Annotated in this window: 22 protein-coding genes and 1 pseudogene; 12 read left to right on the top strand and 11 right to left on the bottom strand. The window is 63.4% G+C overall.

Going from position 1 to position 25,049, the window contains the following annotated elements; translation table 11 throughout:
• The 3 genes from dmpG (at position 1) to ACIP02_RS25195 (ending at position 3,023) form a co-directional block, all read left to right on the top strand.
• Positions 1 to 1,032, top strand: a complete 1,032-nt coding sequence (gene dmpG / locus ACIP02_RS25205) for a 4-hydroxy-2-oxovalerate aldolase (protein WP_400622170.1) — start codon at positions 1 to 3, stop codon at positions 1,030 to 1,032.
• A 61-nt stretch (positions 1,033 to 1,093) separates the two neighbouring features.
• Complete coding sequence (locus ACIP02_RS25200; RefSeq protein WP_400622167.1) at positions 1,094 to 2,410, top strand: spinster family MFS transporter; 1,317 nt, start codon at positions 1,094 to 1,096, stop codon at positions 2,408 to 2,410.
• Positions 2,403 to 3,023 (top strand): TetR/AcrR family transcriptional regulator, encoded by a 621-nt coding sequence (locus ACIP02_RS25195; protein ID WP_400622164.1) that lies wholly within the window; start codon positions 2,403 to 2,405, stop codon positions 3,021 to 3,023. The genes ACIP02_RS25200 and ACIP02_RS25195 overlap by 8 nt, the downstream gene beginning before the upstream one ends.
• On the opposite strand, the gene ACIP02_RS25190 is transcribed toward ACIP02_RS25195, so the two are convergent.
• The 3 genes from ACIP02_RS25190 to ACIP02_RS25180 all read right to left on the bottom strand — a co-directional run bounded on the left by ACIP02_RS25190 (position 3,006) and on the right by ACIP02_RS25180 (position 6,575).
• Positions 3,006 to 3,791, bottom strand: coding sequence for a 2-keto-4-pentenoate hydratase (locus ACIP02_RS25190; protein ID WP_400622161.1), 786 nt, complete (start codon positions 3,789 to 3,791; stop codon positions 3,006 to 3,008). The genes ACIP02_RS25195 and ACIP02_RS25190 overlap by 18 nt on opposite strands.
• Positions 3,792 to 4,048: 257 nt before the next feature.
• Positions 4,049 to 5,389 carry an MFS transporter gene (locus ACIP02_RS25185; RefSeq protein WP_400622158.1) on the bottom strand — a complete coding sequence of 447 codons (1,341 nt, stop codon included), beginning with the start codon at positions 5,387 to 5,389 and terminating at the stop codon, positions 4,049 to 4,051.
• 43 nt (positions 5,390 to 5,432) lie between these two features.
• Positions 5,433 to 6,575, bottom strand: a complete 1,143-nt coding sequence (locus ACIP02_RS25180; protein ID WP_400622155.1) for an iron-containing alcohol dehydrogenase — start codon at positions 6,573 to 6,575, stop codon at positions 5,433 to 5,435.
• 143 nt (positions 6,576 to 6,718) lie between these two features.
• On the opposite strand from ACIP02_RS25180, the gene ACIP02_RS25175 reads away from it, so the two are divergent.
• On the top strand, positions 6,719 to 7,663 hold the full coding sequence (locus tag ACIP02_RS25175; protein WP_400622152.1) for a LysR family transcriptional regulator: 945 nt from the start codon (positions 6,719 to 6,721) through the stop codon (positions 7,661 to 7,663).
• A 192-nt stretch (positions 7,664 to 7,855) separates the two neighbouring features.
• Here the strand turns inward: ACIP02_RS25175 and ACIP02_RS25170 are convergent, their stop codons facing one another.
• Positions 7,856 to 8,320 (bottom strand): Lrp/AsnC family transcriptional regulator, encoded by a 465-nt coding sequence (locus ACIP02_RS25170; RefSeq protein WP_201205500.1) that lies wholly within the window; start codon positions 8,318 to 8,320, stop codon positions 7,856 to 7,858.
• 119 nt (positions 8,321 to 8,439) lie between these two features.
• Between ACIP02_RS25170 and ACIP02_RS25165 the strand changes: the two genes are divergently transcribed.
• The 4 genes and pseudogenes from ACIP02_RS25165 to ACIP02_RS25150 all read left to right on the top strand — a co-directional run.
• On the top strand, positions 8,440 to 9,159 hold the full coding sequence (locus ACIP02_RS25165; RefSeq protein ID WP_400622148.1) for an AzlC family ABC transporter permease: 720 nt from the start codon (positions 8,440 to 8,442) through the stop codon (positions 9,157 to 9,159).
• Positions 9,156 to 9,458 carry an AzlD family protein gene (locus ACIP02_RS25160; protein WP_400622145.1) on the top strand — a complete coding sequence of 101 codons (303 nt, stop codon included), beginning with the start codon at positions 9,156 to 9,158 and terminating at the stop codon, positions 9,456 to 9,458. The genes ACIP02_RS25165 and ACIP02_RS25160 overlap by 4 nt, the downstream gene beginning before the upstream one ends.
• A gap of 159 nt (positions 9,459 to 9,617) precedes the next feature.
• Positions 9,618 to 10,493 (top strand): universal stress protein, encoded by an 876-nt coding sequence (locus ACIP02_RS25155; RefSeq protein WP_400622142.1) that lies wholly within the window; start codon positions 9,618 to 9,620, stop codon positions 10,491 to 10,493.
• 113 nt (positions 10,494 to 10,606) lie between these two features.
• A pseudogene (locus ACIP02_RS25150) lies at positions 10,607 to 10,675 on the top strand (TetR/AcrR family transcriptional regulator); the annotation flags it as partial.
• Between the two features lie 117 nt (positions 10,676 to 10,792).
• On the opposite strand, the gene ACIP02_RS25145 reads toward ACIP02_RS25150, so the two are convergent.
• Entirely contained in the window at positions 10,793 to 11,269 is a 477-nt protein-coding gene (locus tag ACIP02_RS25145) for an Lrp/AsnC family transcriptional regulator (protein WP_400622139.1), read from the bottom strand.
• 107 nt (positions 11,270 to 11,376) lie between these two features.
• Here ACIP02_RS25145 and ACIP02_RS25140 point away from each other — a divergent pair, with 107 nt between their 5' ends.
• Both ACIP02_RS25140 and ACIP02_RS25135 read left to right on the top strand, forming a co-directional pair.
• The gene (locus ACIP02_RS25140; RefSeq protein ID WP_400622136.1) at positions 11,377 to 12,222 is read left to right on the top strand and encodes an EamA family transporter; all 846 of its coding nucleotides are present in this window, start codon (positions 11,377 to 11,379) and stop codon (positions 12,220 to 12,222) included.
• A gap of 154 nt (positions 12,223 to 12,376) precedes the next feature.
• Entirely contained in the window at positions 12,377 to 13,603 is a 1,227-nt protein-coding gene (locus ACIP02_RS25135) for an MFS transporter (protein ID WP_400622133.1), read from the top strand.
• 204 nt (positions 13,604 to 13,807) lie between these two features.
• Here ACIP02_RS25135 and ACIP02_RS25130 read toward each other — a convergent pair whose 3' ends face one another.
• Together ACIP02_RS25130 and ACIP02_RS25125 are read right to left on the bottom strand one after the other, a co-directional pair.
• Positions 13,808 to 15,433 (bottom strand): methyl-accepting chemotaxis protein, encoded by a 1,626-nt coding sequence (locus tag ACIP02_RS25130; RefSeq protein WP_400622130.1) that lies wholly within the window; start codon positions 15,431 to 15,433, stop codon positions 13,808 to 13,810.
• A 275-nt stretch (positions 15,434 to 15,708) separates the two neighbouring features.
• A complete protein-coding gene (locus tag ACIP02_RS25125; protein WP_400622127.1) occupies positions 15,709 to 16,608 on the bottom strand; it encodes an alpha/beta fold hydrolase in 900 nt (299 codons plus the stop codon).
• Between the two features lie 227 nt (positions 16,609 to 16,835).
• Here ACIP02_RS25125 and ACIP02_RS25120 point away from each other — a divergent pair, with 227 nt between their 5' ends.
• Positions 16,836 to 18,080, top strand: a complete 1,245-nt coding sequence (locus ACIP02_RS25120; RefSeq protein WP_400622124.1) for a DUF1835 domain-containing protein — start codon at positions 16,836 to 16,838, stop codon at positions 18,078 to 18,080.
• Positions 18,081 to 18,219: 139 nt separating this feature from the next.
• On the opposite strand, the gene ACIP02_RS25115 is transcribed toward ACIP02_RS25120, so the two are convergent.
• Complete coding sequence (locus tag ACIP02_RS25115) at positions 18,220 to 19,716, bottom strand: PLP-dependent aminotransferase family protein (RefSeq protein ID WP_400622121.1); 1,497 nt, start codon at positions 19,714 to 19,716, stop codon at positions 18,220 to 18,222.
• On the opposite strand from ACIP02_RS25115, the gene ACIP02_RS25110 reads away from it, so the two are divergent.
• On the top strand, positions 19,717 to 21,468 hold the full coding sequence (locus tag ACIP02_RS25110) for a M24 family metallopeptidase (RefSeq protein ID WP_400622118.1): 1,752 nt from the start codon (positions 19,717 to 19,719) through the stop codon (positions 21,466 to 21,468).
• A gap of 86 nt (positions 21,469 to 21,554) precedes the next feature.
• Here the strand turns inward: ACIP02_RS25110 and ACIP02_RS25105 are convergent, their stop codons facing one another.
• From ACIP02_RS25105 to ACIP02_RS25095, 3 genes are all read right to left on the bottom strand, one after another.
• Positions 21,555 to 22,691 carry an alanine--glyoxylate aminotransferase family protein gene (locus ACIP02_RS25105; RefSeq protein ID WP_400622115.1) on the bottom strand — a complete coding sequence of 379 codons (1,137 nt, stop codon included), beginning with the start codon at positions 22,689 to 22,691 and terminating at the stop codon, positions 21,555 to 21,557.
• Positions 22,692 to 22,782: 91 nt separating this feature from the next.
• Positions 22,783 to 23,448: a tellurite resistance TerB family protein gene (locus tag ACIP02_RS25100; protein ID WP_400622112.1), complete on the bottom strand. Its 666-nt coding sequence runs from the start codon at positions 23,446 to 23,448 to the stop codon at positions 22,783 to 22,785.
• Positions 23,449 to 23,603: 155 nt separating this feature from the next.
• Positions 23,604 to 24,497, bottom strand: coding sequence for a LysR substrate-binding domain-containing protein (locus ACIP02_RS25095; protein ID WP_400622109.1), 894 nt, complete (start codon positions 24,495 to 24,497; stop codon positions 23,604 to 23,606).
• Between the last annotated feature and the right edge of the window lie 552 nt (positions 24,498 to 25,049).

Genomic DNA, 25,049 nt, shown 5'->3' with positions numbered 1-25,049 from the left:
ATGGACCTTCACGGCAAACGCATCACCGTCCACGACATGTGCCTGCGCGATGGCATGCACCCCAAACGCCACCAGATTTCCCTCCAGCAGATGAAGGACATCGCCTGTGGCCTGGACGCAGCCGGTGTCCCCCTGATCGAAGTGACCCATGGCGACGGCCTGGGCGGCAGCTCGGTGAACTACGGTTTTCCGGCCCACAGCGACGAACAGTACCTGTCGGCGGTGATCCCGCTGATGAACAAAGCCAAGGTCTCGGCCCTGCTGTTGCCCGGAATTGGAACGGTCGACCACCTGCGGATGGCGTTCGAGCTGGGCGTCAGCACCATTCGGGTGGCCACCCATTGCACGGAAGCGGACGTTGCCGAGCAGCACATCGCTGCAGCACGCACCCTGGGCATGGACACCGTCGGCTTTTTGATGATGGCCCATATGAACAGCCCCGAAGGCCTGGCCCGGCAAGGCAGGCTGATGGAAAGCTACGGTGCCAATTGCATCTACATCACCGACTCTGCCGGCTACCTGTTGCCCCACGATGTCAGTGCACGCGTGACGGCCCTGCGCGCTGCACTCAAGCCCGATACCGAAATCGGCTTCCATGGGCACCACAACCTGTCGATGGGTGTGTCCAACTCCATCGCGGCCATCGCCGCAGGCGCCACGCGCATCGATGCCGCCTGCGCCGGCCTGGGTGCAGGCGCAGGCAACACGCCGATGGAAGTGCTGGTTGCCGTGTGTGATCGCATGGGCATACAGACGGGTGTCAGTGTGTTCGGCATCCAGGACGTCGCCGAAGACCTGGTGGTGCCCATCATGGACTTCCCCATTCGCAGCGACCGGGATGCCCTGACCATGGGCTACGCCGGTGTGTACGGCTCATTCTTGCTGTTTGCCAAACGGGCCGAGCAGAAGTACGGGGTATCTGCACGGGAAATCCTCGTCGAGATGGGCCGCCGCGGCATGGTGGGTGGCCAGGAAGACATGATTGAAGACACCGCCATGACACTGGCCAGACAACGCCAGGCCCTGGCCTGATCGTCCTCGCAAGCCCAGGCATGGCCTGGGCCCTCGCCCCCGGCACCTGCAGGAGCCCTGCATGCGTACTCCGCCTGTTTCGCCCATTGGTTGGCGCAGCCATGGTCTGCTGTTTCTGCTTGCAATGATGTATGCCGACAACTTTGTCGGGCGACAGGTCATCGCGGTCATGATCGAGCCCCTCAAGCAGGAATTCGCCGTCAGCGATACCGCCATGGGGCTGGTGTCAGGGCTGGCCTTTGCGGCGGTGTATGTGCTGCTCGGGCTACCTGCCGGGCGCCTGGCCGACCACCTGCCACGCACCCGCCTGCTGGCAGTTTCTTCATTGTTGTGGGCGCTGGCCACCGTGGCCTGCGGGCTGGCCGGCAGCTTTGCGATGCTGGTGGTCGCGCGCATGGCCGTGGCGGTGTTTGAATCGCCCAGCACTTCGACCTCGATGTCGATCATTGCCGACATCTACCCACCGCAGCGGCGGTCGTTCGCCATAGCCTGTTACACCGCTGCCCCCACCTTTTCCACGATCATCGCGCTGTGCGTCGGTGCCTGGGTGGTTAACGCGTATGGCTGGCGCAGCGCCTTCTTCGCCGTTGCCGTGCCCGCCCTGCTGATCAGTGCGCTGTGTGCATTCATTGTGCGCGATCCGCCGCGAGGGCGTTTTGACCTGACCCCGCCGCGCGCGCCGCAGCCGACAGTGGGCCTGCTGGCCAGTGCTGGCGAACTCTGGGCGCAACCGGCGTACCGCTGCCTGGTACTGGCTTGCGGTATCACCACGTTCAGTGCCTACGCCTATGCGATGTGGAACGCCAGCTTTCTGGTTCGCTCGCATGGCATGCCGTTGCAGTACGCCGGGATCCTTGCCGGCCTGGTGGGTGGCATTTGCGCAGGCGTCGGGGCCCTGTTCAGTGGCTGGCTTACCGACCACCTGGCCGGCAAGAACCCACGCTGGCAGATCGGCATTCCGCTCGTTGGCCACTTGCTTGGCGGTAGCACACTCATCCTCTACCTGCTGTGGCCCGGCGATGTCCTGATGCAGGTGAAAGGCGTGCCGGTACCCAGCGCGATGCTCTGGTGCGCGCTGACCAGTTTCTTCTCGGTGTGGTGGGTTGGCCCGTCATACTCCCTGTTGACGCAATTGGTGCCTGCCTGCCGCCGCGCAACCGCCGTGGCCTTGCAAACCATCGTCTCCACCCTGTGTGGCGTAGGTATCGGCCCGCTGGCAACGGGTTTGCTCAGTGATGCGCTGATGCCCTGGTTTGCTGATGAATCACTGCGCTACGCCTTGCTGTTGATCAGCAGCACCCTCGTCATACCGATGGCCTTGCTCTGGCGCACCTATCGGCACTTGAACGGCCTTGCAAAGGTGGACGCCTATGCCTGAGGCAGGCACGCTTGCAGTCAACCCCGACTGCGCAAGGTACATTCTTGTTGCCGCCACCGAGCTGCTTGGCGAAGTGGGTTATGGCGCCATGTCGATGCGCCAGCTGGCAAGCCGCGCCGGCGTGTTGCCAGGCAGCCTCTATCACCACGTTGCGAGTAAACAGGACTTGCTGTCATGCGTGCTGATGGACCTGCTGACGTCACGCGACAATGCGTGGCGGGCTTTCCCGCGGCGAAGGGGCGTGCTCGGTGAGTTGCAGGCTTTCATACGGTTTTGTCTGGCATGGCAGGCCTCGCACCCCCTCGAAGCCAAGGTGCTGGAGCATGAGCAGCGTCATCTGCAAGCACCTGTGCAGGACTGGCTTGCGCGCCGCCCGGGCAACCTGCACGTGCAGCTGCAAAAACTGCTGGAAAAAGGCCAGAAGCAAGGTGTTTTCGGTGAGTTCGAGGCCGAGCCGGCCGCGCTGGCGATCATGGCGTTGACAAAAACTGCCGACGCGCTGCGTTGCAACGCGTCGGGCTGGTCACTGTCACGGCTTGAACGCTACTGTCTGCAAATGAGCTGGCGCCTGCTTGATGTGAACAAGGCCGTGGTGTTACAGCGTGAACCCTAACGCATGGCCGAGGTACCTGGCGCAGACGTTGTGCCCGGCCTCGCTCAGGTCGAACGGCTGGCACATGGCGCCCGTGGTCACCACGTCGCCGGCCTTCAGGGCTTGCCCGCGCTCGGCAGCGTGCGCATACAGGTGGGCCAGTGACACCAGCGGGTCGGTTGCCGCATCACCCGACAAACCACGCGCCCGTAATTCGCCGTCTACATAGACCTCGGTCGTCTCGGCCAAAGTCACCAACAACGGTATATCGATGCCTGCGCCCAGGCTGGGGCTGACGACCAGTGCCTCGAAGCCGACGTTGTCGGCGACAAAGCTCGGCCAGCCGACAGCCTTGCGGTCGACGAAGCGCGAGCGCACCACTTCGAAGGTGACGCAGGTGGCGCGGATGTCTTCGCTGACCGGCTGCCGCCCGGCTTGTGGGGGGATATCACGGTCGAGCACGAAGGCGACTTCGCATTCGATGGTCACTGGCGTCACAGCAGGCAGCTGTATGTGCACACCGTCTGCGTGGCAGCGCTTTTCTTCCAACTGGCCGATCAGCGGCCGGGACAGATTGGCCGCTCGCATGCCTGCCGGGCTGCCGACTCCAAGCTTCCACCCGGCGCGCCGGCCTGCGGCGGCAGCAAACAGCTGGTCCTGGCTGTCGTAGCCTTGCTTCAAGGTCTCGGGCTTGAGGCTGGCGGGCAGTTCCGTCAGCAGCTCACCACTGCGCCAGTGCTGCAATAACAGGGCTGCGGTACGTTGGGGCACGAAGAGCGAACTGTTCATCAAGACCTCATGGTGATGGGCAATGGCGGGTGTCAGATGCTAGGGCCTGGCATTGATAAGGATAAATATATTGTCATGATGCCTGGCATCACAATTCGTTATAAACCCGCCTGACGCGATCCCTTGTAGGAGCGGCCTTGTGTCGCGATGGGGCGCGAAGCGGCCCCGGGATTTCAGCAACACATCATAAATCGCCGGGGCCGCTTCGCGCCCCATCGCGACACAAGGCCGCTCCTACAAAGATTGCGCAGGGTCAGCTAGTCAGTGGAAACCGGCTGCTTCAGCAGTAACACATACGCCATCGCCGCCACCGCCGCCACCGCCGCACTGATCAGGAACGCCGAAGCAAACGACCCGGTCTGCTGGATGCTGAACCCGGTCACGATCGGTGCCACCGAACCCGCCAGGTAGCCACCAAAATTCTGGATCGAACCAAACGATGCCACGCGCCGGCTATCGACCACCGTATTGGCAATCATCCAGGCGGTGGAACTGGCCATGTTCACGCTGAACAGCGCGCAGCACAGCAAGGCCACACTGAGCATGAAGCCACTGCCGAATGACAGCGGCACGGTGAAGGCTGCCGCCGCGAACAACGCACTCACCACCACCCGCTTGCGGCTGCCCAGCACGCTGGCGCCATTTTTCACCAGGCGGTCGCAGATGCGCCCCGCAACAATGGTCCCTAAGGCGCCGAACACATACGCCAGCGAGACCACCCAGGCAGTCTGGTACAGGCTCAGGCCATGCTCGCGTTCGAAGTAACCCGGCAACCAGGTCAGGTGCAGCCACAGCATGTAGATCACGCCCATGAAACCCAACACAGCGCCCCAGGTACTCTTGTGGCGGAACAGTTCGGCCCAGGCGGCCAGTTGTGCCCGCAGGCTTGGCCGGGCAGTTGCAACCGGCTGCTTGTGCGCCGGGCTCGCCAGCAGCCGCTCACGCGCTTCGCCCGGCAGCTCGGCCAGGTAGCGCGCCTTGCTCTTGTAGAAGGCAAACCAGCAGGCTGCGACCAGGATGCCGAACACCCCGGTGACGATGAACATGCCGCGCCAGCCCCAGGTGATCATCAGCAAGGTCAGCAACGGCGGCGCCAGGCACGGGCCGATGCATGTCGATGACAGCACGATGCCGGTCGGTGTCCCGCGCTTTTCGGCTTCGAACCATTCCGCCAGCGCCTTGGCCGCCGACGGGAACATCGGTGCTTCGCCAATGCCCAGCACCACCCGCAGCCCGATGAACGCGGCAAAACTGTTGATCAGGCCGGAAGCCGTTTGTGCCACCGACCAGCCCAACAGTGCCGCGCCCAGCGAAATCTTGCTGCCCAGGCGGTCGATGATCATGCCCAGCGGCAACTGCGAGAAGGCATACGCCAGGGAGAATGCCGACAGCAGAATGCCCATCTGCGACGGCGTAATGCCCATGTCGCGCTGGATCGAGGTGTTGGCAATCGACAGCGCACTGCGGTCGACGTAGTTGATGATGCCGATCACCAGCAGCAGGCTGACGGTGATGACCTGGTACTTCTTGAACGGGTTGGCGCTGGCGGCCGCTTCAGGCGCGCGGGCAAGCTCGGCTTGCGCATACTTGCTAGTCATGGCGTTCACTCTTGTTTTTATGGGTTGAACAGCGGGGCACGGCTTACATGGACGCTTCAAGCAGCCACTGGTAGTCCTCGGCGGACGCCTCACGCGGGTTGGTGCGGTGGCTGTGGTCGGCCAACGCGCCCTGGATGATGCGCGGGAACAGCTCTTCACTGACGCCCAGCTCGCGCAGGCCGGTCGGCAGGCCCAACGTACGGGTGATGTCGCGGATGGCCTGTTCGATCTGGCGCTCATCGTCCAGCCCCATGGCCTGGGCGATGCGCTGCATTTTGTGCTCGTTCAACACCGTTTCAGCCTGGCGGTTGAAGGTGATGACGGCAGGCAAGAAGATTGCGTTGAGGGTGCCGTGGTGCAGGCGCGGATTAATCCCGCCTAGCGCATGGCTGAGGCTGTGCACGCAGCCCAAGCCCTTCTGGAAGGCCAGTGCCCCCTGCAGCGACGCACTCATCATATTGATGCGCCCGTCCAGGTCGCCCGGCTCGCGGGTGGCGGTTTCGATGTAGCGCCAGGCGCGCCACAGGCCGTCCAGGGCAATGCCGTCGGCAGGCGGGTTGAACGCAGGTGCCATGAAGGTTTCCAGGCAGTGGGCAATGGCATCCATGCCGGTGGCGGCAGTAAGTGGTGCCGGCAGCCCAAGGGTCAACGCCGGGTCGCAGATGGCGGCCTTGGGTACCACATGCGGCGAAATCACCCCCACCTTGCGGCCGTCGTCAAGAATCAGGATGGCGCCGCGCCCCACCTCGCTGCCGGTACCGGCCGTGGTCGGCACGGCGATCACCGGCGCGGTCGCCGGTGTGATGCGGGCCAGCCCGCCTTCAATTACGGCAAAGCTTTTCAGCGGCCCTTCGTGGCGGGCACACACGGCCACGCCTTTGGCCAGGTCGATCGCCGAGCCGCCGCCGATGGCGATGATGCCGTCACAACCACATTCCTTGAATATGGCCACGGCTTCGCGCACGGCGCCTTCATTGGGGTTGGGAGGCGTAGCATCGTAGATCGGCAGTTGGGCCGTACTGTCGCCAAAGGTGTTGATCGCCGTATCGACAATACCGGCAGCACGCACGCCGCGGTCGGTCACGATCAAAGGCCGGGTTATACCAGTGCGCTCACATTCGCCAGGCAGGCGGGCAATGGCGCCGATTTCGAATTGGATCTGGGTGATGTAATTGATCAGGGACATAGGGCCTTCATAGCCTACTGGCTTTGTTGTTCTGGGCTGTTCAGCCGCACTGGGTGCGACACCGTGCAGCGCCAGTATAGGAATGCGCGCCCAGCCATGGTATTGAGAAGAATCCATATCGGTATAACCAGGGCGCATACCCGATGACCCCGTCACTGAATTCGATCATGTCCCGCCTGCACGCCCGCCACCTGCGCCTGCTCATCGAGCTGGACGAACACCGCTCGCTGCTGGGGGCAGCCGGCAGCGTCGGGCTTACCCAGCCCGGCGCCAGCAAGGCCTTGCAGGAAATCGAAACCACCTTCGGCACGGTGCTGTTCAACCGCACCAACCGCGGGCTGGAACCCACCGCAGCCGGGCACTGTGCGATCCGTTACGCGCGCGTGGTCCAGACCGACATCGGCAACCTGCGGCACGACCTGGACGCGATCCTGCGCGGGGTTGGCGGCCGCCTGGCAGTGGGGGCGATCATGGGCGCCGTGCCGTTGCTGATGAAGGCGGTGTCTCAGCTGGCCAGCATCCAGCCGCAGATGTCGTTCGAAATCGTCGAAGACACCAGCCAATCGCTGCTGGCGCAGATCGAGAGCGGCCGCCTGGACATCGCCCTGTGCAGGACCTGCGTCAGCAATACCCCGCACTTGTTCGCCAGCACCTTTGTCCAGGATGAGACGCTGGCGGTCATTGCCAACATCGACCACCCGCTCAAGCACGCCTCTAGCCTGAGCCTGGCAGCGCTGGCCGAGAGCCGCTGGATCGTGTACCGCGCCAACATGCCGATGCGCGTGCAACTGGAGCGCGAATTCCACGACGCCGGGCTGCGCTTCCCGTTGCACCTGGTGGAAACCACTTCGATCCTGGCGACCCTGTCGCTGCTGCAGAACCGCCCCGACTTTGTCGCCCTGGTATCGATCGACGTGGCCCGGCAATGTGCGATCAATCAACAGGTGAGCATTCTGCCGCTGAGCATGGCTTCGGTCAGCGACCCCTACGAGCTGGTTACCCGCAAAGGCAGCCAGGCGACACCGGCAATGGACACCCTTGCCGAGCTGCTGTTGCAGGGTCGGCAGTGCGGCAACCTGCAAGGCTGACTTCACTGGTTTGAGGCCTGGCTCGTACTTCGCCTCACTCGGTACCTGTAGGAGCGGCCTTGCGTCGCGATGGGCTGCACAGCAGCCCCAGGGTTTCTGCATAGATGCAAAAATTGCCGGGGCTGCTGCGCAACCCATCGCGACGCAAGGCCGCTCCTACAAGGACCAGTGCTGGTCAGAAGCATGCCGTGGTCAAACCGGCAATTCAGTGGTCAGCTTGATCTTCTCCATCGGCACTTCGGTCTTTACGTTCTGCACCACACTCAAACTGGTCAGGTGCTTCACCTGGAAGCGACGATAGGCCTCCAGGTCCGCCGCAACCACCCGCAGCATCAAATCGCAATCGCCCGCCATCACATGACACTCCACCACTTCCGGCAACTGGCGCACCGCCTCGACGAACTCATCCGTCGTATCCTGGTCCTGACGCTTGAGCCATACCCGCACGAACAGGGTCAACCCCAGCGCCACCTTCGCCGGGTCGAGCAACGCCACGTAGCGCTCGATCACCCCCGCCTCTTCCAGCAAACGCACCCGCCGCAGGCACGGCGAGGCCGACAGCCCCACCTGTTTGGCCAGTTCCTGGTTCTGCAACCTGCCGTCACGCTGCAGCGCTCGCAGGATGCGCCGGTCGATGGCATCTAGCTTGATTGGCATTGAAAAACCTCTTTTTGCGTATTTTCAGTAGCAGATGCCAAATACTCTGTTCAGCAGTGCAACTACGCAAGCCAATTTCAGCGCTTCATTGGAATAATTTTCCTCCACTGGAGGTGACCATGAATACCCTTGAACCTGTACTGAACGATCCCCCCGCCACCACGCCGCCAAGCGAATTGCGCCGTGGCGCCATCGCTGCCTTGCCGGTGCTGCTGGGTTTCATCCCCTTCGCCTTGGTGCTCGGCGCGCAGGCATCCCAGCACCAGCTTTCTGCCGGCGAAGTGGCACTGATGACCGGGCTCAACTTCGGTGGTGGCTCGGAGTTCGCCGCCATCGAACTGTGGTCCTCACCGCCGGCGATGCTGGTGATCGTCGCCATGACCCTGCTGGTCAACAGCCGCCACCTGCTGATGGGCGCAACCCTGGCGCCGTACCTGCGCCACCTGCCGCTACCCAAGGCACTGGGGGCGCTGTTCTTCATGTGTGACGAAAGCTGGGCCATGGGCCTGGCCGATGCACGCCAGCGCGGTGGTTTCAGCCTGCGCTATTTCATGGGTGTGTCATTGTGCCTATGGACCACCTGGGTCACCTTCACCAGCCTTGGTGCCCAAGCCGGGCCGCTGCTCGGCGACCTGCGCGACTATGGCTTCGACATGGCCTTCGCCGCGGTCTTCCTGGTGCTGCTCAAAGGCATGTGGAAAGGTGTGCACGCCGCCCTGCCGTGGCTGTTCAGCCTGTTCACCGCAGCCCTGTTCTATCTGCTGATCCCCGGCGGCTGGTACGTGCTGGCAGGCACCGTGGCAGGCCTGGTGAGCGCTTACCTGTGGGCCAAGCCATGATCGACATCGCAACGCTGAGCACCATCGTCGGCATGGCCGTGGTCACCTACATGACCCGTGCGCTGGGCTTTGTCCTGCTGCGCAAGCACACCCTGGGGCCGCAGCTGACCCAGGTACTGAACGCGGCGCCCGGCTGCGTGCTGATTGCCGTGATCGCACCCAAGTTCGTCACCGGGCAGCCGGCCGACCTGATAGCCCTGGTGCTCACCGTGTACGCCGCTACCCGCTATTCGATCCTGCCGGTGGTGCTGTTTGCCATTGTCATCACCGGCGTGCTGCGTTTGCTGTTATCGGCGTGACCCTGCGCAGCACCTACACTCCTTTGACCCAGGTCAAGCCCTTGCGGCCGGTTCGCGCGACGATGGCTGCGAGCAAGGAACGAATCACGCACCGCCAGGCGCATCGCGCTGAAGGTTTGCCTTCGAGCGCAATGCGTGGCCTTGGATAAGGAGCCCGCCATGAGTCCCCTGAAACACGTACTGGTCGCCACCGACCTGTCCCCCTACGCCCGTAACGCAGCAGAGCGCGCGGCCTACCTGAGCAACGCGCAATCGGCCGCACTGGACCTGCTCTACGTGGCCAACCCAGCGCCTTTCGAGCGCCTCAAGCAGTTGGTAGTACCTGATGACGACCTCTTGAAGCGGGTACTGGATAGCGCCGGGGAAAAAATCCGCGCACTGGCCGCCATGCTGTTCCAGCGCTACGACATTTCTGCGGGCGTGCAGGTTGCAAATGGCTCGGTGGTCACTGAAATCAACCGGGTGGTGCAGGACAAGCACAGCAACCTGCTGGTCTGCGGCGCCAGGGGCCAAAGCCTGACGCGGCGCCTGCTGCTGGGCTCTACCGTGCAGAAAATGCTCAACCGCATGCCCTGCCCTTTGCTGGTGGTCAAGCCAGCTCCGCGCGATGCCTACCGCACCGTGCTGGTGCCCGTCGACTTTTCGCCCGTATCGCTACGCGCCATCGCGCTGGCCAGAACCATTGCCCCCCAGGCCGAAATCATTCTGATGCATGTGTACGAAGCGCCGTTCGAAGGCAGCATGCGCTTTGCGCACATCGACCATGACACCCTCACCCATTACCGCAACGTCATCCGCAAGGATGCCGTGGCCCAGCTCGCCGCCCTGAGCGAGGCTGCCGGCGTGCCCGAAGCACGACAGATCCTGGTGCACGGCGACCCTGGCTGGCGCATCAGCGAGCAGGAGCTGGAACTGGAGTGCGACCTGATCGTGGTCGGCAAACAGGGGGCGAGCGCGCTGGAAGAGCTGTTGGTTGGCAGTGTGACCAAGCATGTGCTCAACGAATCGCAGTGTGATGTGCTGGTATCGCCGTAGTCTCCTAAAGGGGCTTCATTGAGGCCCCTGCACCTTCCTCGCCGCATTTCAGCCATTCCCGATGCTCTTCCACCTCGTGAAGAGGGCTACCTTGCAAGCTCTCGCTTGGGCGGCTGGCGCCTTGCGACCCAGAGCACCTGCTGATCTTCATCTGGTCGGCAACCCGCACCTACAGCAACCTGGCCTGGCAAATGGCGCAGGTCAGGGGCATGGCCGCCCCTGACAAGTCGGACTACGACCGGCCACCCGGACAGTCACCAAGATGGTGCTGGGCGGGATCGTACCCCGACTGCAAGCCGCTAGACTGTTACACCCAGGCCCACCTTGACCTTGTCCAGCACAATCAGTGTGCGGTAGGTAAGAATGTCTTCGTTATCGGCAAAGTGCAGCCTGACCAGTTTTTCGAAATGCGCCACGTCACGCGCCAGCATGACGATGATGAATGACACCCCACCGTTGACGAAGTAGCACTGCTGGATCTCCCGTACATTGGCGAAATAGCGCTTGGCCCGGTCCATCACCTGCGAGCGGTCGTCGCGCAGGCGCGATTCGACGATGGCGGTAATCATCTGGCCGACGCTTTCCGGGGCAACCACCGCGGTGTTTGCCGCAATCACCCCGCTTGCCTCCATTTGCGCAACGCGCCGCTGCACGGCGGGCGTAGACAAGCCGATGTCTTCGGCGATGGCGCGCTGCGAGGTCTTGTTGTCTTGCTGCAGCAGCCGCAGGATCGCATGATCGAAGCCGTCCAGCGGCCGATTGGTGGAGTCACTCATTTTTGGTTTCCAAAGCAAGCAGTTCACTCATCAGAAGGCCATTTTCGCAGCAAATGCTTCGCACGCCGAGCACTAAAATGGCGCCTTGACTGTTGCTGGAGCCACGTGTGGACGCAAAAAATGCTGGAACCTTCGCCCCGGTCGGTGCTGCCATCGCCGCACTGGTGTCGGTACAGACCGGTGCCGCCTTGGCCAAGACCCTGTTTCCACTGGTTGGCCCCGAAGGTGTGGTTGCCTTGCGGCTGGGCCTGTCTGCGGCAATTTTGCTGGTGCTGCTGCGGCCGTGGCGTATCTGGCGCCAGGCCAACAGGCTGCACCTGTTGGGCTATGGCCTGATGATGGGGCTGATGAACATCCTGATTTATCGTGCCTTCCTGTACATCCCGGTGGGTATCGCGGTTTCCATTGAAGTCATCGGCCCGCTGGGCGCCGCGTTGCTGACTTCGCGGCGGCGTATCGACCTGCTGTGGATCGCCCTGGCACTTGCCGGGCTGACGTTGCTGCCGTGGGGTACGGACAGCCAGGGCCTGGACCCTCGCGGGGTGATGTATTCGCTCGCCGCAGCCTTGGCCTGGGGGCTGTATGTGTTGCTCGGCAGCAAGGTGGCGGTGCACGGTAAACAGGCGGTCGCCAGCGGAATGCTGTTCGCTGCGTTGCTGGGTGTTCCACTGGGCGTCAGCCATGCCGGGGTCGACTTGCTGGCACCTTGGGTGCTCATGGCTGGCCTGGGCGTCGCCCTGCTGTCCAGCACCATCCCCTTCCTGCTCGACATGTATGCAATGCGCCACTTGCCGCCGAGCATTTTCGGCGTATTGCTCAGTGCTTCGCCGGCCGCCGGGGCAATCGCCGGCTGGCTGATCCTTGGTGAAGTGCTGGCTGTGACCCAGTGGCTGGGCATTGCCGCTATCGCCCTGGCCTGCGCAGGGGCGGCACTGGTGGGGCGCGGTCGATAGCGGCCGCTCTGCACAAGGCCTTTCATCGATTGCGCTGATGTTTACTATCAAGCGGGCCGCCTGTCGGCCCGGCAAGCTCGCCGCCTATAATCGCCGGCAAATTCCCCCCTCTTGCGCCTGCTACAGGCGACATCCCTCCTTGGAACCCGACACCATGCCAAGTGCCAGCCAGGCCCCACGGGGCCGTCCCGAACATAATCAACAGAGCGTCGCCCAGCAGTGGCTGGCGATTCTTTCGGTCGCCGTCGGCGCCTTCGCCCTGGTCACCAGCGAGTTCCTGCCGGTGGGCGTGCTCAACGATGTGGCCAGCGACCTGGGCATCAGTGCCGGCCTCGCCGGCCTGATGGTGACCCTGCCCGGCATCATGGCCGCACTGGCTGCGCCGATCATTTCCGTGGGCGTTGGTGCGCTGGACCGGCGTTACCTGTTGATCGGCCTGACCCTGAACATGATCATCGCCAACGCCATCGTCGCCTACGCCGGCGACTTCAACCTGCTGTTGCTCGGCCGCGTGCTGCTGGGCGTGAGTATCGGCGGCTTCTGGGCCACCGCCATCGCCCTCAGCGGGCGCCTGGCACCGGATGGGGTTGGCGTCGCCAAGGCCAACTCGATCATCATGGCCGGAGTCACCCTGGCGACGGTGGTCGGCGTGCCGGTGGGCACCTGGCTGAGTGGCCTGATGGGCTGGCGCATGACCTTCCTGGTAACGGCACTGGTGGGTATCCCGGTGCTGCTGGCCCAAGTGTTCCTGCTGCCACGGCTGATGCCGGAGAAGGCCATTCGCGTGCGCGACCTGCCGGCCTTGTTCATCAACCCGCAGGCGCGGGTCGGGCTGATTGCCGTGCTGTTGATCGGCCTTGCGCACTTTGCCGCGTATACCTATGTGGCGCCGTTCTTCAAGCAGAACGCAAGCTTCGATGGGCCAACCATTGGCTCGCTGTTGCTGCTGTATGGCGTGGCCGGGTTCATGGGTAACATTTTTGCCGGTTATGCGGCCAACCGCAGCGTGCGGCATACCCTGATGCTGGTCGCGCTGATGATCGCTGTCAGCACCGCCCTGTTCCCGCACTTCGCCACCGGCATGACCGGCGCGGCGATGCTGATTGCGCTGTGGGGCTTTGCCTTTGGTGCGTTCCCGGCCTGCGCCAATATCTGGATGTTTGTGGTGGCGCCCAAGGATGTCGAGCGGGGCATGCCGCTGTTCGTGGCCTTGTTCCAGGTGATCATTGCCGTGGGCTCGTTCTTTGGCGGGCAAGTAGTCGACCATATGGGCACGGCGGTGCTGCTGAGCCTGGCCACGGCGCTGGTGGGCTGTGGCTTTGTCACGGTGCTGGTGCTGGGGCGCAACGTCAGCAACAGCCTGGCGGCGCAGCCGGGCTGAGGTTGCCCACTGCGCCGGAGTCAAACTCACGCTGTATTTGTAGGAGCGGCCTTGTGTCGCGAAAGGGCTGCAAAGCAGCCCCAGCAATTTTTGTTACTGCGCTGAAACCCTGGGGCTGCTTTGCAGCCCTTTCGCGACACAAGGCCGCTCCTACACAAACTGTGCATGGCTTGAAGGCGACGAGGCCTGTACAGCGGCTCCAGTTCAGACCCTGAACCGCCCGACCAGCGCCGTCATCTCGCCCACCAACCCCGACAATGCCTTGCTCGCCTCGGTGGTCTGCTGCGCCCCGGCCGCCGATTGGTTGGACAATTCGCGAATGTTCAACAGGTTGCGATCCACCTCCCGTGCCACCTGTGCCTGCTCTTCGGCCGCACTGGCGATGACCAGGTTGCGCTCGTTGATTTCGCCGATCGCACTGTAGATGCCCTCCAGCACCTGCCCCGAGGCCAGAGTCACATCCAGGGTCGACTGGGCGCGGTTGGTGCTGGCTTGCATCGAAGCTACTGCTGCTTCGGTACCGGCCTGCACACGGCCGATCATCTGTTCGATCTCCTGGGTCGATTGTTGCGTGCGGTAAGCCAGCGTGCGCACCTCATCGGCTACTACCGCAAAGCCGCGCCCGGCCTCACCGGCACGGGCAGCCTCGATGGCGGCATTGAGTGCCAGCAGGTTGGTCTGTTCGGACACCGAGCGGATCACTTCCAGCACCTTGCCGATATCCCGCACCTGCCCCACCAATTGCTCCAGGTGGGTACTGCTGGTCTGGATCTCGCGGGTCATGGCCTCGGTGCCATCGATGTTGTCGTTGACCTGGCGACGGCTTTGCGCGGCCAGCTCGTTGGACTCGCTGGTGGTCTGCGAGGTGGTGATGGCGTTACGCGCAACTTCTTCGACGGCGGTGGTCATTTCGGTCACGGCAGTGGCTGCCTGCTCCAGCTCCAGGCCCTGCTGGCGCAGGTTATTGGCGCTTTCCTCGGTCACCGTGTTCAACGCGGTGGCGGCTGCGTCCAGCTGCCGGGCACAACTACTGATTTGCCCCAAGGTGTCACGCTGGCTGTGCTGCATGCGCTGCAACTCATGGAACAGCTGGCCTATCTCGTTGCTGCCCTGGGCATGCACCGGCACGCTCAGGTCACCACTGGCAATGCGCTGGAAGTGCTTGCCGGCCTCGCGCAGCGGGTGTAGCACACGCTGGGCAATGAAGGCCCAGCACAACACCGCCAGTGCCAAGGTCGCCGCCAGCAGCCCCAGGCTGAGCAATTGCGCACGTGCCAGGCGGCGGTCGGACTCGTGCATGATTTGCTGGCCGCGTTCGCCCAATTGGCCAACCAGTTGCTGGCGCAGCGCCTGCAACCGGCCCATGGCGTTGCCGGCGTCGCTGTTGACCTTGAAGTACTGTTCCAGCGAGCGCTGGCGGGTGGCCTCACGCTGCCCCGCCACGGCCCTGGCATACTCGGAGAAGGTAGCCTGCAACTCGGTAGCCAAGTTGCGCAGGGCTGGCTCGCGGGCGTTTTCGACAAACTCGGCGACCAGTTGCTGGCTCTTGTCGTTCAGCTCGACCGACAGCGCCATGCGCTTGGCTGCGCTGTCGTCATGGCCGCCCAGTTGTTCGATAAAGCCCGACGACACGTTGGCGCTGGCACGAATCGCCATCAGCAACGCATTGTTCAACCGGTCCGACTGGTGTGCAGTCTGGTCCAGTTCGGTGATCTGCTGGTCGCTGCCCACGGCTGCCCGCCAGGCGCTGAGGGTGGAAAACAGCAAGGTCAGGCTGAACAGCGACAACACCCAGAACATTCCGGTGCGGATCTTCAGGTTGGCAAGCATGCGAGCAGTACTCCTTGTTGGCACCACTTCTGGTCGATAATTCGACGGTGGGTGTGCTGCTATCGGAGGGGCTGGCGCAGGCTTGAGGTCGCGGATGATGCTTGTGGGCGGTAACCGCACGGATGTTGCTGAATGATGCGCGCTGGATTGTAGGAGCGGCCTTGTGTCGCGATCGGGGTGCGAAGCGCCCCCACGTTTTTTGCATCATGCAAAATTGCCGGGGCCGCGCTGCGGCCCGATCGCGACACAAGGCCGCTCCTACAGGACCAATGCGATCACAGCTTATGCCGACCGAGGAACTCGGTGACAGCGTCGGTGAATGCCTGCGGCTGGTCCAGCATGACGAAATGGAAGCTGCCATCGATACGCTTGAACCGAATATCCGGTGTACCGGTATAAGCGCTACGGAAGGTCGCATCAACGCTTGCAGCGGGCATGCCATACAAAGGGTCATAGGCATACACGACCTCTACCGGCACCTGGATACGGCCAAGCTCCGGGCGCAGGTCGGTGGTCATCAGCTCATAGGTGGCATCGGCTACCGTCCTGCGGTCCGAGCGCAGCGCCGCCTCTACCAGTGCAGGCCTGACCGCCGCAGTCTTGGCCAGCCGGTCAATGGCCGTGCGCTGCATCGCTTCGGCCTGCTCGGCTGGTGCCGCCAGCATCGCATCACGGAACTGCGCAGCGTGCGGTGCAGCGGCTTCGGCGGTGGCCGCAGGGTTGACCAGCAAGGTGTAGAACGGCAGCGCATCGACCACCATCAGCCGCCCTGCCTGCTGCGGATGGCGTGCCCCCAGCATCAGCGCCACCTCGCCCCCCAGCGAGTGGCCGATGATGGCCGGCGCCTCCAGGTGCTGGCTACGGATGTAGTCCGCGACCGCCTCGCCCACCGGGGCAACCACGCGCCCGTCGACTGCGGGCACGGCAGGTGCACCGGCAAAGCCGGCGACCTGCACCAGGTGCAGGCGGTGCTGCTGGCGCAGGGTGCTGGCAAGCCCGGCCCATACCTCAGGTGATGAGGCCAGCCCGGGGATCAGGATAACGTCCGGGCCGGTGCCCTCGACCGTTACCGAAATGCGTTCATTCGCCACAGACGCGGGCTGGCTTGGCGCGGCCAAGGCCGCCGTCAGCGACAAGCTGGTACTGATGGCGGCAAGCAGGGTACGCACGCGCATGCGGGTCATTCCTTTGACTTTCAACGGAGAAAAGCCCGCCACTATAAGGCGCCGGGCAGCCCCTGGGAAAACTATCGTTTGCAACCCGGGGCGCAGCACCGTTACAGTCGGGGCCTGGGCGCCGGCTGCGCCTGCGGTCCGCGCGAAGGGGTTGCCCGAGCCATGCGACAACACATTCTCATACCAGCTCCCGGCTTGTCGGCGGACCGAGCCCCAAAGGAGTTGGCATGCCCGCCATCAATGCATCCCGCCACCACGGCCTGCTCGACCTGCCCGCCTTGCGCAAACGCGCCAAGCGCTTGCTGAGCGCCCTGAAAAACCACCAGGCCGACGACACCCGCGAGCAACTGCGCACCCTTGGTCTGCCAGGCCCCGACTACCGGCTTGCCGATACCCAATGGCTGGTAGCCCGCGAGGCCGGCTTTGCCAGCTGGCCCAGGCTGAAGGCGCATGCCGATGCCGTGGCGTTTGCCGCACGCCACCCCGGTTTCGCCGCCGATGATGAGGCTGCCGTGCAGCATTGGCGTTGCGGCAACGACATCGCCCACAGCTTGCGCACTGCCGGCTTTGCCGGCGCCTTCCAGATGTTCGACGACCCCATGGTCATGGGCCCGGTACCGGCGCTGCCCGAGCAACCGTACTGGCAAGTGCGCGGCGCCTATGTACAACAGGCGTTCAACCTCGACGCCGCCGAGGTTGCCGCTCGCCAGGCGGCACAGCAGGCGGCACTGGCCGGGTTGAACAGCGACAGCCAGCTGGTGCTGTGGTGCGAGGCCGACGCTTACGACCAGTTGTTCCTGATCCGCGTGCTCGCCAGCCTGCCCTGCCTCCCGCGTCGGCTGGAGCTGATCGAAATTGACCAGGTGCCCGGTATCGAGCGCTTCATCGGCATCGGCCAACTGGCCCCCGACCTGCTGGCCTGGCTGTGGCCGCAGCGTCGCGCACTGGGTGAGGATGCACTGGCCCTGGCACGCCAGGCATGGGCAGCCTACACCGCCGCCGATCCGCAGGCCTGGGCTGATCTTGCTGGCCGCCAGCACCCGGCGTTGCCGCTGCTGGGGCGGGCATTGGCGCGTCAGTTGCAGGAATTGCCTGGGGCAAACGATGGCTTGAGCCTGACCGAGCGCCTGCTGCTGCGCGTGCTGGCGTCACGCGGTGAGCTGCCGGCCGGGCGCGTGTTTGGCCAGTTGATGATGCAGGACGACCCGCTGCCTTATCTGGGCGACATGATGTTCCGTGTGCTGCTGCAGCCGTTGATCCATGCGCCGCAACCGCTGCTGCTGGAAGGCGCAGGTGAGGCCTGGGCGCAACGCCCGTTGCAGCTGACCGCGCTGGCTGAACAGGTGTTGGCAGGCAAGCAGCACTGGCTTGATCACAGCCCGGCACAGCGTTGGGTGGGTGGGGTGCTGGTCGATGCGGCTGACAGGCCCTGGGTGGTCAGCGAGCAAGGCCAGGTGTGGCGCCGCCAGTAGTAAATGGCCCAACAGCCAGCGCAGTCCATGTAGGAGCGGCCTTGCGTCGCGAAGGGCCGCGGCGCGGACCCGGCAATTCTTGCGACGAAGCTGAGATTGCGGGGGCGCTTCGCACCCCTTTCGCGACGCAAGGCCGCTCCTACACGGACCGCGCCTGGCTTTTAGATTTCGCCGCCTTCGCCAGGCGCTCGGTTGCCTGGCGAATTTCATCTGCATCCAGCGAAGCAAAGCCCAGGCGCAGGGCATTCTCGGCATGACCGAACGGTGAAAACTGCCGCCCGCTGCGCACTACCAGGTCCAGCGCCAAGGCGTTGTCGACCAACTGATCGACATCGATCGAGTCGGCAAACCTCACCCACAACGCCAGCCCCCCTTCCGGCTCACGCACGCTGATGTGCTCGCCAAACGCCTCATGCAAACACGCCAGCAAGGTCTCGCGGCGCCGCCGGTACTCGCGGTTGACCCGGCGCAAGTGCTTCTTCAGCTCACCCTCATTGATCAAATCGGCGAGCATTCGCTGCATCACCGCATCCCCCTGCCCCAGGGTCAGCGTCGCCCGGCGCTCCAGCACCGCTATCACCTCCGGCGGTGCGACGATATAGCTGCAGCGAAAGGTGCTGCCCAAGGGCTTGGACATTGTGCCGATGTAAATCACATGCCGCTGTTGGCGGTCGCTGGCCAACGGCAGATAGGGCCGCCCGGCAAAGTGGTACTCGTAGTCGTAGTCTTCCTCGACCACGCAGAACTCATGCTGGCGCGCCAGCTCCAGCAACTGCTGCCGGCGCCCGGCGGGCAGGCTGACCGTGGTCGGGAATTGGTGATGGGGCGTGATGTACATCATCCGTACCTTGTGCTGCCGGCACAGGGCAGCGATGTGATCGACCCGGCACCCTTCATGGTCCAGGTCCACGGTGACCAGCGTGGCACCCGACTGGCGGAAGATCTCCCATGCCGGCGGATAACTCAGGCGCTCAACCAGCACCACATCACCCAGTTTGAGCATCACACTGGCAACCAGCGACAGCGACATCTGCACCCCTTGGGTCAGGCAGATATGCTCGGCGCCAACGTTCAGGCTGCGGTTGTGCCGCAACATGTCAGCCAAAGCCGTGCGCAGGTAATGGCTGCTGCATTCGCTGCCGTGACGCACGCTGTTGCTGGTGAAACTGCTGCGCAAGGCGTTGCGGTAATAGCGGTGCAGCACGGCTTGCGGCAACAGCCGGTGGTCACAGGCGCCATTGTCGAAAAACAGCGCACCCGGGCGACCTTGCCGGGATGCCGCCTGCTCGTTCGCCGCGAAGTAGGCTACCGCGGGCTCTTCTGGCAGGGCCAGGGCAAAGGGCCGCACGGCCACTGGCGCAGCCTGGCTACCCGGCGCCAGTTGCGGGCTGACAAAGGTGCCGCGGCGCTGCACGCTTTGCAGCCAGCCTTTGGTTTCGGCTTCCTCGTAGGCCAGGATCACCGTCTTGCGATTGACGTTCAGCAACTGGGCCATTTCCCTTGTACCCGGCAACGGCGTGCCGGGGCGCAGGCGGCCCTCGCTGATCGCCGCCACCAACCCTTCGACAATCTGCCGGTACGACGCCTGCGCGCCCTCAAGCCTGAGCAGCGGTTGCCATTTGCGTAGCTGGACCATGTGAAGTATCCAAAACTGGAGGTTCTGCTGGTCCTGGACTATAGCAACAATCGAACCTCCAATCGCCCCGAGGTGTTCATGCAAAGCCGCCATGTCATTGAGTTGTCGCCTTCGGGCAAAACCTTCTCCGCCAGCCAGGAATTGCTGCTCGATGCCATGCTCGCCAGTGGCCTGCCGGTTCCGTTCTCTTGCCGCCGCGGCGCTTGCGGCTCGTGCAAGGTCAAGGTGGTGTCGGGGCACTACCAGGACAAGCAGCGCGATGCCGACACGCCAGCGCCCTCCTATCCCTTGGCCGCCGATGAAATGCTGCTGTGCCAGAGCCACGCCTGCAGCGACATGCGCCTGGAGATACCCGGTTGGTCACTGGATTCCCCGGCCCTGCAGTTCGAAGCACAGGTACACAGCAAGCGCGCGCTGAGTGCGGACATCGTCGAACTGGTGCTGCAGCCTGCCCAGCCGCTGGATGTACGTGCCGGGCAGTACGTCCGGTTTTTGCTCGACAAGGGTGACAGCCGCTGCTTCTCCGTTGCCAACCTGCCGTCACAGGACCAGGGGCGGCTGGTGTTTCATATTCGCACGGTCAGCGGCGGGCTGTTCAGCGAAGGCGTGCTGCCCGCCCTGCAAGCAGGCGACTCGGTAAAACTCGAAGGCCCGCTGGGTGCCTGTACCTGGCAGCATGAAACCCAGCGTCCGCTGGTGCTGTTCGCCACCGGCACAGGCTACGCCGGCATCAAGCCCTTGCTGCTGACCGCCCTGGCCGGCGACGCCGAGGTCACATTGTACTGGGGCGGTTCGACAACAGCAGATTGGTATGACCGTACGTTCCTCGACCAGGCCACCCTTGCGCACCCGCGCTTTCGCTGGCACCCGGTGCTTTCGGCTCAGGCTCGCGTGCAGCACGTGGCGCTGACCCAGACGCATCAATGGGCCGATACGCAGGTCTACGCCTGCGGCAATGCCAGCATGATCAAGCAGGTACGCGAGCAGTGCCTGGCGGCCGGTGTGCAACCGCACCGTGTTGTCGCCGAGGCCTTCGTGGCCAGCGGCGCCCTCACACCACACGCTGCCACTGCCAGCTCCTTGCACCCCGAACTGGAAAAGGTCGGCCCCCGTTACTCGCTGGATGGCATGCTCGCTGCCCGCGAACAGTCGGTGCGCGCCGTGGCCGCGATCGCCAGCCAGCTACAGGTCGGCATGACCACCGCCCAGGCGCTGGAGATGGCTGCCCACACCTTGCAGGCAATGGGTGCGTCGCACACCTGGCACCCGACCTACATCCGCTTTGGCGACGACACCGTGCGCACGCCGCGGCAAGGCATTGAGTTACAACGTGCATTACGCACTACAGACATTGTCGTGGTCGACGTTGGTCCGGTCTGGGATGGCTATGAAGGCGACTACGGTGACACCTTCGTGTTTGGCCAGCATCCACTGCACCACGCGTGCGTCAAGGCCCTGCATGAAGTGTTCGACGAAACCCGCCAGGCCTGGGGCCGCGGGCTGACCGGGCGCGAGCTGTATGACTTCGCCGAGCGCAGCGCCCAGGGCAAGGGCTGGCAACTGGAGCGCAACCTGGCCGGGCATCGCGTCGCCGATTTCCCGCATGTGCTGTACAGCCAGGAGAAACTGGCCGAGGTGGAGATTGTTCCGAGCGAGGTGGTGTGGGTGCTGGAAATACAGTTGTGCCACCCGACCGAGCCGGTCGGGGCGTTTTTCGAAGACATCCTGATCGGGAAAGCCAAGGCCGCGTGACTGTTGTAGGAGCGGGTTCACCCGCGAATGCGGCGGTTGAATCACCATCGCATTCGCGGGTGAACCCGCTCCTACAATGGGCCAGGTTAGTGCTGCCCCATCACTTCATCCAGTGCCTGCTCGAGCGTACTGACCGTGCGCTCGATGTTGTGCAGTTTCTCGAGCCCGAACAGACCGATGCGGAACGTCTGGAAGTCGGCCGGCTCGTCACATTGCAACGGCACGCCGGCGGCTATCTGCAGGCCGTGTTCGGCAAATTTCTTGCCGTTCTTGATGTCGGCATCATCGGTGTAACTCACCACGACGCCCGGGGCCTGGAAGCCGGCGGCGGCCACGCTCTTGATGCCTTTGCCACTCAGCATGGCGCGCACCCGGTCGCCCAGGGCCTGTTGTTCGCTGCGGACCTTGTCGAAGCCGTAGGCCTGCATCTCGTTCATCACGTCGTTGAAACGCGCCAGAGCATCGCTGGGCATGGTCGCATGGTAGGCATGCCCGCCCTGTTCGTAGGCCTGCATGATCCGCAGCCACTTTTTCAGGTCGCAGGCAAAGCTGCTGCTTTGCGTGTGCTCGATGCGCTCCAGGGCCAGGGCACTGAACATCACCAGGGCGCAGCAAGGGGACGCGCTCCAGCCTTTCTGTGGTGCGCTGATCAGCAGGTCGACCGCGCACTTGTGCATGTCGACCCACAGCGTGCCCGAGGCAATGCAGTCGAGCACGAACAGGCCGCCCACCGCATGCACAGCGTCGCCCACGGCGCGCAGGTAATCGTCGGGCAGGATGATCCCGGATGAGGTTTCCACATGGGGGGCGAAGACGATCTGCGGTTTGTGCGCCTCAATGGCCGCCAGCACTTCATCCAGAGGGGGTGGCGCGTAAGCCGCCTGGCGCCCCGCTTCGGCCGGTCGGGCTTTCAGCACCGTGGTGGCCGCAGGGATGTTGCCCATTTCGAGGATCTGGCTCCAGCGGTAACTGAACCAGCCGTTGCGGATCACCAGGCACTGCTGGCCGCTGGCAAACTGCCGCGCCACTGCCTCCATGCCGAACGTACCGCTGCCAGGCACCACCGCAACAGCCTGGGCGTTGTAAACCTGTTTCAGGGTGCTGGAGATATTCCTCATCACCCCCTGAAATGCCTGCGACATGTGGTTGAGCGAGCGGTCGGTGTATACCACCGAATACTCGATCAGGCCCTCAGGATCAATACCGGGATAGAGCTTCGACATGGGGTGATTCCTTCGCCAGAAATGTCTGTGGTATCGACCCTGCCTCAAGCCTGCGCAAATGACAAGCCAGCCTCTTGTGCATTCGCGCCCGTCAAGCGGCGCCCCTGGCCTGCTGCTCCAGGTGCACCTGCAACGTCGGGTCGATCTGCAATGCACTTGCCAGTTCGTCAAGGTAAGCCCGCTCGGCGTCCTGCTGGTCATCCACCAACATGACGCTGGCCAGGTACATTTCCGCGGCCATCGCCGGGTCCCGCGCCGACTGCGCCACTTCGGCAGCATCGAGGGGCCTGCTGACCTCTTCATCCAGCCATTGCTGCAGTTGCGGGTCGTCGGCATGGCGCTTGATTTCTGCGTAAATCAGTTGCTCTTCCTGTTGGTCGATGCGCCCGTCAGCCTTGGCGGCAGCAATCAGCGCACGCAAGATGGCATGGCTGTGGTCTTCAGCCTCGGGGCCGGACAATTGATCGACTGTCCGCAGCGCCTGCTGCGGGGCTGCCGCCTGGCTGCGCTGCCAGCTTTGATAGGCCTGGAACGCCATCATGCCCAGCGACGCCAGGGCCGCGTAATTGATGCCACCTGCGGCGCGCCCCTGGCCAGAGCCGCCAGCGCTGCCGCTGCGACCCCCGCCGAGCAGGCCGCCCAACAAGCCGCCCAAACCACCCAGGCCATCTTGCGAGGGCATGCCGCCGCTGCCTTGTTGTGCTTGCGAACGCTGGCCGGCGCGAAGTAACTGTTCGAGTAAGTCACTGGTGTTCATGGCTCTACCCTCGATCGGTAGTCGTTGCACAGACAGCAACGATAGCCCGCTCGAGGCAAATAGCCATGACCGTTTGGCTGACGGCTTTGCACATTTTGCCGAGCGTTTGTCAGCGTAAAAGTACAGCGCGCCCACACAGGCACTGTTCCAGTAGATCACCTCTCAACAGCTTGATGCTTGAGCCAATTCTGGACAATGCTTAATGAATCAGACTGTTTCATCTTGCGCGGCCAAACCAGGTAAAACGACTTGTCGAGCCTGAGCTGCTGGGTAAAAACCTGAATCAGCCGGCCTGCAGCGATGTCATCACCGACAAACGCAAGGCTGGCCAGCGCAATGCCTTGACCACTGATTGCTGCGTCAATGGCCAGAGAGGTCTGATTGAAGCGCAGGTTCCTGGCCGTAGGTTGCGCGTGCTGCGGGAACAGTTCTGCAAGAAACTGAGGCCAGAAGTTATGGGCATCGTGAAGCATGATGAAATCCTGAAGCTGCTCAAAGCTGGCAGGCATTTCGCTTCCTTCAAACAACCGTGGGCTGGCTACTGCAACGATGCGCTGCTCCATCAACAACTCGCTGTTCAAACCCGCGCCGAAATCGGGCTTGCCGTAGCGAACAGCGATGTCTACGCCATCGGTACTGAAGTGCGAGAGCCGATCGGTTGCCAGCACACGCAAATCGATGTCTGGATAACGCTGCGCAAAGCTGCCCAGCCTGGGAATCAGCCATTTCGAAGCAAAGGTCGGCGTCACGCTGACCGTCAGGTGAGCAGCCTGTGGCCTGAGCAAGCGTGTTGCCTCGTCGATCATGGCGAGTGCACTGCGAATGCTGCCGCTGTAGCTGTGCCCTGCATCGGTCAACGCCAGGCCACGGGGTAAGCGCTCGAACAAACGCAGGTCCAGGCTCGCTTCCAGCCCGCGTATCTGCTGCGCAACGGCCGCCTGGGTCACGCCCAGTTCCTCGGCCGCCACACGGAAGTTCAGGTGACGAGCCACCACTTCAAAAACACGCAACGCATTCAGCGAGGGCAAATCAGCGAAACCGTCTGGCATGGCGATGGAAATTCTATTGGATTGGGTGATATTTTTGCCTCTCTGGTGCCTGCAACAGGGTTGATAACCTGATTGGGCCAGAGGGATTGAGTGTGCTGAGGTTACTCCCTGAATATCGTTGAAAAAACCCGTGCCAGTAGAAAATCATGGTCTGCTAACGGGTCTCTCCATGCAAAAAACTGCTGTTGTGTGTTCGTTTTTCTTGGTGTGGCAGGAGGGCTACAAATGGCAATCATTGTGGGAACGGGTTTATCGAGGCGTCGGACCGCCGCGAATACGGTGGTGGCGGCAACGGTGAACGGCCGCTGGAAACTGGGCGGCAGGCCCGGCCTGTTCGCGGGTGAACCCGCTCCTACAACGGTCGGTGTCGAGCCAACGATGTGTGCACACCACCGACCCATGTAGGAGCGGCTTTAGCCGCGAATACGGTGGTGACGGCAACGGTGAACGGCCGGGGGAAATTGGCAGGCAGGCCCGGCCCATTCGCGGGTGAACCCGCTCCTACAACGGGCGGTGTCGAGCCAAAGATATGTGAGCGACACCGATCAATGT

This window comes from Pseudomonas sp. NPDC089408 (assembly GCF_044749445.1).
GTDB lineage: Bacteria > Pseudomonadota > Gammaproteobacteria > Pseudomonadales > Pseudomonadaceae > Aquipseudomonas.
The sequence above is the reverse complement of the archived record's forward strand: the minus strand, read 5'-3'. Positions and strand labels throughout refer to the sequence as shown.

Coding starts and splice junctions, on each gene's coding strand:
- ACIP02_RS25180 (WP_400622155.1), bottom strand. CDS start 6,575: ATGTCCCTGATCAATTACATCACCCAGATCCAATTCGAAATCGGCGCC.
- ACIP02_RS25190 (WP_400622161.1), bottom strand. CDS start 3,791: ATGAACAGTTCGCTCTTCGTGCCCCAACGTACCGCAGCCCTGTTATTG.
- ACIP02_RS25120 (WP_400622124.1), top strand. CDS start 16,836: ATGCCCGCCATCAATGCATCCCGCCACCACGGCCTGCTCGACCTGCCC.
- ACIP02_RS25115 (WP_400622121.1), bottom strand. CDS start 19,716: ATGGTCCAGCTACGCAAATGGCAACCGCTGCTCAGGCTTGAGGGCGCG.
- ACIP02_RS25130 (WP_400622130.1), bottom strand. CDS start 15,433: ATGCTTGCCAACCTGAAGATCCGCACCGGAATGTTCTGGGTGTTGTCG.
- ACIP02_RS25145 (WP_400622139.1), bottom strand. CDS start 11,269: ATGAGTGACTCCACCAATCGGCCGCTGGACGGCTTCGATCATGCGATC.
- ACIP02_RS25185 (WP_400622158.1), bottom strand. CDS start 5,389: ATGACTAGCAAGTATGCGCAAGCCGAGCTTGCCCGCGCGCCTGAAGCG.
- ACIP02_RS25175 (WP_400622152.1), top strand. CDS start 6,719: ATGACCCCGTCACTGAATTCGATCATGTCCCGCCTGCACGCCCGCCAC.
- ACIP02_RS25200 (WP_400622167.1), top strand. CDS start 1,094: ATGCGTACTCCGCCTGTTTCGCCCATTGGTTGGCGCAGCCATGGTCTG.
- ACIP02_RS25195 (WP_400622164.1), top strand. CDS start 2,403: ATGCCTGAGGCAGGCACGCTTGCAGTCAACCCCGACTGCGCAAGGTAC.
- ACIP02_RS25095 (WP_400622109.1), bottom strand. CDS start 24,497: ATGCCAGACGGTTTCGCTGATTTGCCCTCGCTGAATGCGTTGCGTGTT.
- ACIP02_RS25155 (WP_400622142.1), top strand. CDS start 9,618: ATGAGTCCCCTGAAACACGTACTGGTCGCCACCGACCTGTCCCCCTAC.
- ACIP02_RS25160 (WP_400622145.1), top strand. CDS start 9,156: ATGATCGACATCGCAACGCTGAGCACCATCGTCGGCATGGCCGTGGTC.
- ACIP02_RS25125 (WP_400622127.1), bottom strand. CDS start 16,608: ATGCGCGTGCGTACCCTGCTTGCCGCCATCAGTACCAGCTTGTCGCTG.
- ACIP02_RS25135 (WP_400622133.1), top strand. CDS start 12,377: ATGCCAAGTGCCAGCCAGGCCCCACGGGGCCGTCCCGAACATAATCAA.
- ACIP02_RS25170 (WP_201205500.1), bottom strand. CDS start 8,320: ATGCCAATCAAGCTAGATGCCATCGACCGGCGCATCCTGCGAGCGCTG.
- dmpG (WP_400622170.1), top strand. CDS start 1: ATGGACCTTCACGGCAAACGCATCACCGTCCACGACATGTGCCTGCGC.
- ACIP02_RS25165 (WP_400622148.1), top strand. CDS start 8,440: ATGAATACCCTTGAACCTGTACTGAACGATCCCCCCGCCACCACGCCG.
- ACIP02_RS25100 (WP_400622112.1), bottom strand. CDS start 23,448: ATGAACACCAGTGACTTACTCGAACAGTTACTTCGCGCCGGCCAGCGT.
- ACIP02_RS25105 (WP_400622115.1), bottom strand. CDS start 22,691: ATGTCGAAGCTCTATCCCGGTATTGATCCTGAGGGCCTGATCGAGTAT.